Source organism: Ferviditalea candida (assembly GCF_035282765.1).
GTDB classification, from domain to species: Bacteria; Bacillota; Bacilli; order Paenibacillales; family KCTC-25726; genus Ferviditalea; species Ferviditalea candida.
This window is the reverse complement of record NZ_JAYJLD010000064.1, coordinates 1-10596: the sequence shown is the minus strand read 5'-3', so window position 1 is coordinate 10596 and position 10596 is coordinate 1. Positions and strand designations below refer to the sequence as shown.

The 10596-nt window shown below is 44.3% G+C and carries 14 protein-coding genes and 1 pseudogene; 14 read left to right on the top strand and 1 reads right to left on the bottom strand.

Features of this window, described 5'->3' with window-relative positions; genetic code table 11:
* The 14 genes from VF724_RS20660 to VF724_RS20595 form a co-directional block, all read left to right on the top strand.
* On the top strand, positions 1–535 hold a 535-nt coding region (locus VF724_RS20660), incomplete at its 5' end, for a ParA family protein (protein WP_371756120.1).
* Entirely contained in the window at positions 483–1433 is a 951-nt protein-coding gene (locus VF724_RS20655) for a ParB/RepB/Spo0J family partition protein (protein ID WP_442788077.1), read from the top strand. The genes VF724_RS20660 and VF724_RS20655, both read left to right, overlap by 53 nt.
* 87 nt (positions 1434–1520) lie before the next feature.
* Positions 1521–1688 carry a hypothetical protein gene (locus tag VF724_RS20650; RefSeq protein WP_371756119.1) on the top strand — a complete coding sequence of 56 codons (168 nt, stop codon included), beginning with the start codon at positions 1521–1523 and terminating at the stop codon, positions 1686–1688.
* A gap of 23 nt (positions 1689–1711) precedes the next feature.
* The gene (locus VF724_RS20645; RefSeq protein WP_371756118.1) at positions 1712–2320 is read left to right on the top strand and encodes a hypothetical protein; all 609 of its coding nucleotides are present in this window, start codon (positions 1712–1714) and stop codon (positions 2318–2320) included.
* 16 nt (positions 2321–2336) lie between these two features.
* Complete coding sequence (locus VF724_RS20640; protein ID WP_371756117.1) at positions 2337–3125, top strand: SAF domain-containing protein; 789 nt, start codon at positions 2337–2339, stop codon at positions 3123–3125.
* A 12-nt stretch (positions 3126–3137) separates the two neighbouring features.
* Positions 3138–4328 carry a CpaE/TadZ family protein gene (locus VF724_RS20635; protein WP_371756116.1) on the top strand — a complete coding sequence of 397 codons (1191 nt, stop codon included), beginning with the start codon at positions 3138–3140 and terminating at the stop codon, positions 4326–4328.
* On the top strand, positions 4306–5607 hold the full coding sequence (locus VF724_RS20630; RefSeq protein ID WP_371756115.1) for a TadA family conjugal transfer-associated ATPase: 1302 nt from the start codon (positions 4306–4308) through the stop codon (positions 5605–5607). The genes VF724_RS20635 and VF724_RS20630 overlap by 23 nt, the downstream gene beginning before the upstream one ends.
* A gap of 8 nt (positions 5608–5615) precedes the next feature.
* The gene (locus VF724_RS20625) at positions 5616–6557 is read left to right on the top strand and encodes a hypothetical protein (RefSeq protein WP_371756114.1); all 942 of its coding nucleotides are present in this window, start codon (positions 5616–5618) and stop codon (positions 6555–6557) included.
* Between the two features lie 26 nt (positions 6558–6583).
* Entirely contained in the window at positions 6584–7429 is an 846-nt protein-coding gene (locus VF724_RS20620; RefSeq protein ID WP_371756113.1) for a type II secretion system F family protein, read from the top strand.
* A gap of 77 nt (positions 7430–7506) precedes the next feature.
* Complete coding sequence (locus VF724_RS20615; RefSeq protein ID WP_371756112.1) at positions 7507–7674, top strand: Flp family type IVb pilin; 168 nt, start codon at positions 7507–7509, stop codon at positions 7672–7674.
* A gap of 64 nt (positions 7675–7738) precedes the next feature.
* Positions 7739–7909 (top strand): Flp family type IVb pilin, encoded by a 171-nt coding sequence (locus tag VF724_RS20610; RefSeq protein ID WP_371756111.1) that lies wholly within the window; start codon positions 7739–7741, stop codon positions 7907–7909.
* A gap of 50 nt (positions 7910–7959) precedes the next feature.
* On the top strand, positions 7960–8379 hold the full coding sequence (locus VF724_RS20605; protein WP_371756110.1) for a prepilin peptidase: 420 nt from the start codon (positions 7960–7962) through the stop codon (positions 8377–8379).
* A 10-nt stretch (positions 8380–8389) separates the two neighbouring features.
* Entirely contained in the window at positions 8390–8824 is a 435-nt protein-coding gene (locus VF724_RS20600) for a DUF4320 family protein (protein ID WP_371756109.1), read from the top strand.
* Positions 8808–9350 carry a hypothetical protein gene (locus VF724_RS20595; RefSeq protein ID WP_371756108.1) on the top strand — a complete coding sequence of 181 codons (543 nt, stop codon included), beginning with the start codon at positions 8808–8810 and terminating at the stop codon, positions 9348–9350. Before VF724_RS20600 ends, VF724_RS20595 begins: the two co-directional genes overlap by 17 nt.
* Positions 9351–9548: 198 nt before the next feature.
* On the opposite strand, the pseudogene VF724_RS20590 reads toward VF724_RS20595, so the two are convergent.
* A pseudogene (locus VF724_RS20590) lies at positions 9549–10596 on the bottom strand (IS110 family RNA-guided transposase); the annotation flags it as partial.

Here is a 10596-nt window from a genome sequence, read left to right as displayed (position 1 = left end):
GGCGAATCCTGATCGCCACACTGACGTCGGTGACGAAAACAAAAAACCACCGTCATTGGCGGTTCCGAATTCACTGTCAATTAAAGTGGCTGATGACAGTATGCCGAGTTTGGGCATGTTGACGATCAATGCGCTCGCGTCGGCGGATAGCGTCATCATTCCTGTTCAGGCGCATTATTTGCCTGCAAAGGGAATGACGCAACTGCTTCAGACGATTGCCAGAGTGCGGCGACAGATCAACCCGAAATTGGTGGTGGATGGCGTACTGCTCACGATGGTAGACAGTCGGACGAGGTTCGCCAAAGATATTTCCTTTGTCCTCCGGCGCGATTACAGCGACAAGTTGCGCGTGTTTGTCACAGAAATCCCGCTCTCTGTCCGCGCGGCGGAGACGAGCGCCAAAGGACGAAGCATCTACGTACATGACCCGAGCGGTCAAGCAGCAAAAGCGTATGCCGCATTGACGAAGGAGGTGCAGGGCATTGGCAGCGAAAGACGACATGCGCGCCCACATCAAGCTGACCACAGTCGATGATTTGTTCTCTACCGAGGAAAGTCGCGCGGACGAGCAACGGGAGAAAGTAATGGATATTCTGCTGGCGGAAATCAGCGATTTTCCCGGTCATCCGTTTAAGGTGCGGGCAGATGAAGCGATGCTAGAGATGGCAGACAGCGTGAAACAGTACGGTGTATTGGTTCCTGGCTTGGTGCGTCCGAAGACGGACGGCGGCTATGAGATGGTGGCCGGGCATCGGCGTAAGAAAGCGAGCGAGTTGGCGGGCATTGAAACGATGCCCTGTATCGTCCGTGAACTGGACGACGATCAGGCGACGATCATCATGGTGGATAGCAACTTGCAGCGGGAAAACATTTCGCCGAGCGAGAAGGCGTTCGCCTATAAGATGAAGCTGGAGGCGATTAAACGGCAAGGGGCAAGAACGGATTTAACTTCTGCGCAAGTTGCGCAGAAGTCCGCAAGCAAAACATCAAGACAGATTATTGGCGAACAAGCTGGAGAAAGTCCACATCAAATTTCCCGCTACATCCGCCTGACCGAACTCTCACCCCCCATTCTCGAAATGGTGGACGAGAAACGAATCGCCTTTAATCCGGCCGTCGAGATTTCTTACTTGGCCGAGAAAGAACAGCAAGCCCTGTACGATACGATGCAGTCCGAGGACTGTACCCCCTCTTTGGCGCAGGCGCAGCGTATGAAAAAGCTAAGCCAAGATGGCAGGCTTAACGTGGACGTCATCTTCTCGATTCTCACGGAGGAAAAGCCGAACCAAAAAGAAAAATTCAACATTCAGCGGGAGAGAATCGATCGCTTTTTCCCCAGAGATTTTTCTGAAAAACAAAAGGAAGACCTGATTGTGCAACTTTTGGAAAGCTGGTATAAAAAACGACAACGAGAACGGGAACAGGAACGTTAACACGGAAATGAGTCCCATCATAAACAACAGTCGCTCTCCTTCGACGGAGAGTTTTTTTGTGCCCATTTCTTATCGGGAGGTGAATCTATGGATTTTACGGAAGGGCGGCATCGTAAATATGAACGCCTAATGAAAGAGAAACCGGGTTTTGACCGAGGAATGCCAAAAGATGAGCCAGAGCGGCCATGTCCTCATAGGAATGGGCGACGTGAAACGAACACAGAGAGGCGCTTGAAAAAGAAAAATAAAGAATGACCTGCCATGAAAGGAGCAAAGCCATGGACGAAACAAAACGAATGGTGGATAGCTATGAAGTACAGCAAGAAATTTTAATCGGCAAAGTGGAAGTGCTGCTTGGTATCGATCAAACCAAGTCCGACAGCCCCTACATGGTGTGTTATTGCACCCGAAATAATTCATTAGGCGTGGAGCAGTTCTATGAGGCGGCAATGGGCGCGGACTATCTGGAGGCGATGAACGACTTTATCTCCCGGGTACAGCAGGAAATAAACGAACTCAAAGCGGAACGAGCAAGCTTTGAGACGTCCATGTCTCCCTTTACAAAGGAACAATGTCAACCTATTAAGGACGAAATGAGAATAGACAATCAGGTCGTGGTGATTCGATCAGAACGATTGCGTCCAGAATACCACACCGCCAATCACCAGCTTGTGCTGGCGTTAAGCGGCTTTGGCACTCACGCCTACTCCCGAGGTCGGGCGGTTTATGCGCTGAATCTGTATAGCGGCGAGGAAATCCGCTGGAACCGGGAAGATATTCTGGGCATCATCAAACCGGAGCATATGCCTGAATGGGCGAAAGACACATTGAATCAGCATAAGGTTGATCGACAAAACAGACAGAACAACCGCGAGACGGCAAGGTGAAAGGAGAGAATTGAATTTGAATAAAAGGAACAAACGGATACTGTTAGCGGTTATCGGGGCAATCGTTTCGACCTGGCTTATATATCATTCTATTACTCCTACGAATGTAAAGAAAGTGGATTACGTGGATGTGGTCGAGGTGGCGCAAAAGATCGAGAAGAATCAAGCGATTACTGATGCAGCTCTAACCATCAAAAAAATTCCGAAAGAACAGTACCAAACCTGGATGGTAACAGATAAATCAAAGGTGGTTGGCAAATACGCAGCAATTCCATTATATGCGGGAGATAAGTTGAGGCAAGAAAGAGTAATGGACAATAAAGGCGAGGAATTCGGACCCGATGATAGAACAATGAACCTCGCACTTACGCTGGTGGATTTTGGCGGACTGCCGGAAGAAAATCAATACGCAGATATTCTCGCTTATTTTCCACCACCGCAGAAAGGCGTGAGAGTCGGGTATTCGGAGTTAGTTTTGCAAAATGTATATATCCAAAAACTGATTACCAAAGATGGGCGGGAAATCGACAACACCTTCAGTAAACCAACTGCTGAAGCGGATAAGAAAGCCGATGATAAAGTTTCTATGGTTCCGGCAGTCGTGACGGTTAAAGTCTCTGTTGAGGACAGCCTTATCCTAAACACCTACATGCAAAATCCGGATGTTTCACTTCGGATGATTGGTAGGACCGACAAAAGCAAAAATATGGATATCATGTCACCTACTTCAGAGAAATTAAAGCAGGATATAAGACATGCACAACCGACCGAAAGTGAGCAGGAAAGAAAAAAATCTGCTAAATAGGAGGAAAATATCATGACAGTGGCTATCCTTGTGAATGATGTGAAAACGGGCCATTTGGTGAAATCTTCTCTCTTCCCTATCGATGCAGAGATTTATACCGAAACCGCAAACATTGAGGAGCAATTGGTTCTCTTTGTTCCTTATCAATTGTCCGACAAAGACATCAAAACGGCCGTTGAGCAGTTGAAGGAAAAGGGGAAACATATATTCTGTATTATTCAGGATCATGAGCGCGCAAAATGGGGTTCGTATCTTGAGAAGAAAAAGGTACCTTTCTCGGTGAATGGTGTCGATTCCGCAGATGCCATTCAGAAATTTGTCGGAGGGCAAGACGCCGGACAAGAACATAAGACCATTGTTTTCATCAGCTCTACTGGGGGCGCAGGGAAAAGTTTGTTAAGTTCCTACCTTGCTAAGAAAATCTCCGACGTTCGAAAGGTACATCTTGTTGATTGGAATTATTTATCGCCATCCATCTATCATTACTTCAACCTTTCGCAAAAGGATGCTGACGCAGTACAGGTATTGAAACTAATCCGAAGCGGGATGCCATACGACTTATCTGTAAGTGAAGCAAAAATAGGCAAAAATCTTACATTATCGCTTATGTCGCTGGATTATTTTGAATCGACTAAGTGGAGAGCGGAAGATTTCATTCTTTTATGGGATCATTTTGAACAGAAAAATAACGATGCGGTGATATTCGAAGTGCCAAACCATCCATTTTCCATAACCTCCGCAATAGCTTTAATGCGTGGAACAGATATCGTCATCCCTTTACTTGCCGAACAAAATTCCATTGGTCACACCCTGATGCTGCTGAAATGGCTGAAAATTCACCGCGAGAGGAACATGCCCAGGATTCATCTTATCCTCAACCGTTTTGACCAAGAAACAAATCCTATGACCATCCAGGACTTACAAAAGACGTTAGGGCATGAGGTTGTGATTGCAATTCCTAACATTAAAGATGTTTGGGCTAAATTTGTACAAGGTGAGATGTTCAAAGATAACGTGTCTAAGGAATTGTTCAAAATGACAGAACCCCTCAACAAATTTATCGAATCATTGGGGTTTGAGGTAACAGGTAGCAACGCTAAAAAGGAGACATCTGGCTTAATCCACAAGCTATTCAGCCAAGCCAAAGCCAAAGCGAAAGCGGTAAAAGAGGTGAGACAGAATGGCAGTCGTTCAATACGATGAACTTACGAAATTAACCAAGCTAAATAAGATCGACATTAAGTTTGAGGATTCACCGCTTCAATTAGATAACAAAGAACAGGCCGTAAAGAACCTCATTAAGGGGCTTAATGAACAGGAATCCGATTTAATCAATTTGGTTTATCAAAAAAAGGTTCCGCAATCCAGCGTTGAGGAAAAAATAGACGATCTGCTTTACTCGGGTATCATCAAAAGCTCCATACCCGCTAAAGAATTAAAGAAATTAGCCATCGACGAACTTTTCGGATACGGGATGCTCCAGCCCATACTCGACGAGCCAGACGTTACCGATGTATTCGTGAATAATCACAAAACCATCCTGAAACGGATGAAGGGTAGAGATTATAAGGTTCAATTAAGTTTCAAAAGCGAGGAACACCTTGAGGAATACTTCCGAAAACTCCTGACCCGGCTGGGAGCAAGAGCAGATAAATTCACACCAATTGTGGATACGAGGGACCAGGTAAGACATTTGCGAATAAACGGAGCTGTTCCCCCGGTCGTAAAAGAGCCGTACTTTACGATCCGTAAACATCAATCAGATACGTTCAACATGAAAAAACTGATTGAAGTCGGGACATTAACCGATGAGATGGCGGCCGATCTGAAAAAGTATGTGGGCTCATGGCTGAATATACTGGTTTCCGGTCCAACCGGTTCAGGTAAGACAACAGTAATGAGATCCTTATGCGAATACATTGATCCGATGGAACGCCTTGCTGTTTTGGAGGAGGAAGAAGAATTGCAGATCCCTCACAACAATATCGTTGCTATGGAAACGAAGAAAAAACTGGGGGAAGAAGATCATGCGATTGAAATGGAATTCCTCGTTAAGAACGGAATGAGGATGTCGCCGCGGCGAATCATTCTCGGAGAGTTACGTCACAAGGAAGCGCTGGAACTGATCCGCGCTTTCGGTACAGGTCACGATGGAGGCTTAACATCCATCCACGCAAACGACGTAACGGCAGCCTTAAAACAGTTAGCCTTTTTGATGTTATATGCCGGAACGCCATTGAAGTATGAGCATTTGTTAAATATGATTGCCGATTCCGTAGATTTGGTGGTCCATGTAGAACGGCATAAAGTAGTTGAGATCGCGGAAGTGACCGGATATGACCCAGTACTGCAAGTAGTCCTGACAAGCCCCATCTGGTACTTTGACGTTGATCCCGAAACAGACGAGGGGACATACAAGAAAAATAAAGAGAGTCCTCAAATCATGAAAAAGATGGCGTTAAGAAGGTCGTTGAGGAAGTAGGTGAAAACATGCAGATGGTCTGGTTGGTAGTCTTAGCGGGGTGCATAGCCTATATCATATTTGAGCTTTTTAACATTAAAAACATCAGCAGCCAGCAGCAAAGAAGTATTCGTTGGGCCAATAAGAGCATCAAGTTGGAGCGACAGATTGATGAATGGATATCGCACCATGAAAAGATTCAAAAGCAAACCCAAGCTGTAAGCGAATTGTTAAAGCGTTCGAGATTGAGGTTGGGAGGAAAACCCCTAAACAAATACCTGTTCTTTGTGGTATTGGGTATGACCTCCGTCATCGCTGGTTATGTCTTAAGCGTTCAGTTAAATAATTTTGTCGCAGGGGTTTTAATATCAGTCGTAACCGGCTACCTTTTCTTCCACTTTCTTTCCTGGGATGCAAACAGCAGAAAAAGAGCCGTTCGAAAGATGACGCCGAACTTCTTTCTGACATTAATTAATTTTTACGAGGTTCATCAAGATGCTTTATTGGCTCTTAAAGATACGGCACAGCGAATCAAAAATCCCCTTAGAACGGATTTGGAGTATTTCATCACCCAACTTCAAAACGGGGATTTATCCTTAAGGGAGGCGATCGTAGAAACCAAACAAAAACTCGATAATAAAATGCTGCAAGATTTCTTGGATGACTTTGAATTACAAATCAGATTTGGCGGGAATTTTACGACCACATTACAAAATTATGTGAACGACAGCATTGAGAAAGAAATTCAGATCATGGAAAGAAGCAGCGAGACGGCCGGGGCTTCGATGGTTACTTACTTTTTGATGGGAGTATTCTTCATGTTGGCGTTCACGATGAAGAAAACTCAACCGGCCGCTATGGAAATGCTGGTTACTCACATCGTCGGGAAAGTGGTTGTTGTCATCATCATCGCCATCATGTTGATCGTCCTTTATGTGACAAAAGAAATGACAGCAGTAAATGAGGAATGAAATTTGCTTGAAAGGGGGTGAAGCAGATGGTTATCGCCAACGGATTGTTGTTAGCTTGTAGCCTTTCTGTTCTCTTTTACGAGGTCATACTGTATTGGCATCGCAAAAAAAGTCTTGGGTATAAGAGGCTGAAGTCTTTCCAAAAGGAGATTAAAAAGAAGGAACATATCTTAGACAAAATTGGAAATCTCCTCATGCCCTTGATCCGAAGGATCCCAAAAAAAGAGAGCATGGAAGTGTTTATCTTACGGGCGGGCAGTCCGTATAATCTTACCTTTAAAAGGTATGTAGTAATAAAACTAATAGCGACAATAGCCGTCTATTATTTCTTAGCACCCGATTCCCCGGTATTCGCAACCATTTATGTGCTGATAGGATTTTTTGGCCTAGACATCCTCCTTTTTGCGAAAAAGAAACAAAGACAGCAAAAGATAATCCGAGAATTACCTTTCATGATGTCGAAAATAGCCAGATCAACATCGAACGGAATCCCGATAAGAGAAATCCTCGTGGTTCTATCAACAAGACTGCAAGGGCCTTTGAAAGAGGAAGTCAAACGATTATTAGCTCATTACAACATAGACGGCAACCTTTCAAACTGCTTACCCATTTTTGCAAACAGGATAGGTATGGACGAAGTTGATAATATGGCAATGGCTATGGTTCAGGCTGAACAATCCGGAAAGATGAGGGCGATTCTGGAAAAACAAGCGGAAATACTAAAAAAACGACAGAACTTCAAAACGATGAAGGGGACGAAAAATCGGTCCAACTTTCTACCGTTGGCAGCAGTGGGAATGGTTATATGTATTTTTCTCCTTGTTGCGGTTCCGATGTTTTTGTTGGTCGCATCAAACGGTTTGTTCAATTGATATGAGGGTTCAGCGATCAGACTTCTACATGATTGGATAAAAACGCAATTCAAAAAAAATTATTGGGAGGCTTTCAAATGTTAAAAAAGTTTCTACAAAACCAGAAGGGTACGCCATCTATCGAAACCGTTGCAATCGTCGCGTTCATCGCATTGGCAATCTTTACAAATCTTGATGCACTTGGAAATGCTGTCGGTAACGTATTCGATTACGTGAAGGATCAGCTTACCGCTAAAATCGGCTAAGAAACACCGAGCAGGTAAGAGCTTTATATAAATCTCAATTATATTCTTTTGAGGAGGAAACAAAATGCTGAAAAAATTCCTGAAGAACCAAAAAGGAACGCCGTCGATCGAGACTGTGGCAATTGTAGCCTTCATTGCATTGGCCATATTTTCCAACCTCGATGCACTTGGAAATGCAGTCGGCAGTGTATTCGATTACGTGAGGGATCAGCTCACCGCCCAAATCGGCGGCTAGGAATCGTAAAGGAGGCCCAGGGGAGAAGCAACACTCCCCTGGGAGAAATTATGATCACTTGGCAACTTGTTGTTATTTATTTTTTCGTTTCGTGGGGGGTTGTTACTGACATTTGGAAAAGAGAGATTAGCAACTATTTAGTCGGAACTTTATTTTTAATAGGAATTCTGACGAATATATTCACGGGAACATGGCTGTTAATGATAATCTCTGTAGTAATAGTCACCGCAATCGCTCTTATTCTTTTCAAAATTGGCATGTACGGTGGTGGCGACCTCAAACTATTGATAGCCTCAACCTCGCTTATGGGGCTTGAGTGGGTGTTTGGGGTATTTTTTTACAGCCTGATAATTGCCCTGCCCCTATTTGCCTACTACATGATCAAAGATAAGACATGGAAACCATGCACCCCTTACGCTGTTGCGATATTGGGTGGCGTCATGTGGCAAAACCTAAGTCCATTGATATAGGGGGGATAGGATGCTCGCCATAAAAAGGTTTATTCGAGATAAAAAAGGTGTCTCGGAAGCCATCGGCTTCTTAGCGACAATTCTTTTATTGATGTTGGTCATTCTGAACATATGGCCGCCGGTTAAATACGTTTTACAAGAACTTGTTATCGAAAATGTTAATCGGGTCACTTTGATGGAGATGGAGGAGGAGGGCGGCTTTACAACAGACATTAAGAACAAGGCGATTGAACGTCTGACGAACTTTGGATTTGATGAATCAAAAATAGAAGTCACCAGCACCACTCCGAAACCGATTCAATGGGGAAATGAAATCAATCTCACGATTCGTTATGTGAATGACTACAAGCAATACAGTTTTTCCAATTTCGCTTTAAGTCAGTCGCAAGAAGATAAGACGATTGAGGTGACAAGGAGTTCGGTTAGCCGTGAATACTTTAAGTAAATTCTTAAAAGGGAGAAAAGGCGGGGCCAATGCTATTTTAGGAGTAGTTATTCTCCTCGGAAGCATGTTTATGATAATGCTCCTACTGGAAATCGGGAGATTGTATATTATTGTCGAAAAAATCCAAAACGATCTGGACGCCTCGAATGCAGCAACCTGGGCTGTAGTGGATCGGGAACGCCTGGCATATAAGCAAATTCAGTTTAATTCGGTAATTGAATCAAGAGCTATAGGAGATAATCGAGCAAAGCAAAAATTTATCGAATTCTTGAAGAGAAATATGGATTTGAACGCAAGCTTGGGGCCAAACGACCCTGACAAATACATTGCCGGTCCGATTACAATCGAAAGATTTGAGGTTTATTTGAAATCAGATCTACCTCTAACCAATTCAGATCGAATATACATCAACAAGGTGAGTGTTTACTCAAAAATAAATGTATCTATTAAGTTGATGTTCTCTATGTTTGGGGATGTTTATCAGGCTAAAGTGAAGCGCGTGACGAACTTAGAAGATGACCTGTAAATCGGGAATGGGGTTTTTATTTTTCATCAGCTCGATAATTGCCCACCGTAGTCTATTAATTTATGATGAAATTACAAATGTAGGAGGTAGAAGTCTGAAATCCTCAACAACCGTACTCAATACAGTAAATGAACATGTCAAATAAGCCGTACACAAGACGACTAATTGGAAAATGATTACTTTTAAGGGGTGAGGGAATCAGGTTGCAGCCGCCATAATCCGATAACCTTGCGCTTTTGCCAAGGAAATCGCTTGTTCAACCGTAATTTCACGGTCAACTGGACGAATGTCGGATTTTTTATATAAATCGGGATTATAAGGTTCTTTGTTCTTCAAAATATGGTAGATGGCCGTTAACAGCATTCGGGCAATCGCTATGATGGCACGTTTGTGGCCTCTGCGCCTCTTCAGTTGCAAGTAGCGGTTTCGGATTTCGGGATGCTTTTCGCTTTTGACTACAGCGGTTGCACACTGTACCAAAAGAGGCTTGATGTAAATGCCTGCTCTCGAAATCCTGACTGACTTTTTCTTGCCGGCACTCTCGTTATTCGTGGGTGTAAGTCCTGCCCAGGAGCACAAATGCTTGGCTGTTGGGAACACGTCCATATTCACACCGATTTCCGAAACCACGACAATGGCGGAAAACAGGTTTTTGAAAGACGGAACAGTCAAGATCAGGTTGATTTCTTCGGAGTAGGACTCGGCAAGAGAAAGAATAATAGATTCCAGATCCGCTTTACGGGTTTCGAGGTCTTCATAGTGTTGCTTGATGACCTTGATTTTCCCAGCCTGTTCGGGCGTAATGAGTCCGTCAACCGCGAGTTCCAGTTCGGGAAGTTTTCCTTTCATGGAGCCGTGAATGAGCGGTTCGAGGTCAAAAGACGTATCGTGCGGATCGTCCAGCAACCTGTCAATGATATTCATGGAGCTTTTGCCGAACGTATCCGAAACGACATTTCCAAGCTGAATGTTGGAAACGGTCAGGCTGTTCTGAAGCCGATTCTTCTCGCTCGACGAAAAGTTCGTCAGCTTGAAGCGGTAGCGCATCAGGTCGCGCAGCTGTCGGATCGGCAAGGGAGGCATAAAGCTTCCGGCGACAAGGTCGTGCTTGAACAAGTCGGCAATCCATTGGGCATCTTTCTTGTCCGTCTTCTTGCCTCGAATGGCCTTGACGTATTTTGGGTGTGCCAGCGTGATGTTGCAGGAGTGCTCCAGAATGTTGAACGAGGGATCCAGTATTTCCCTG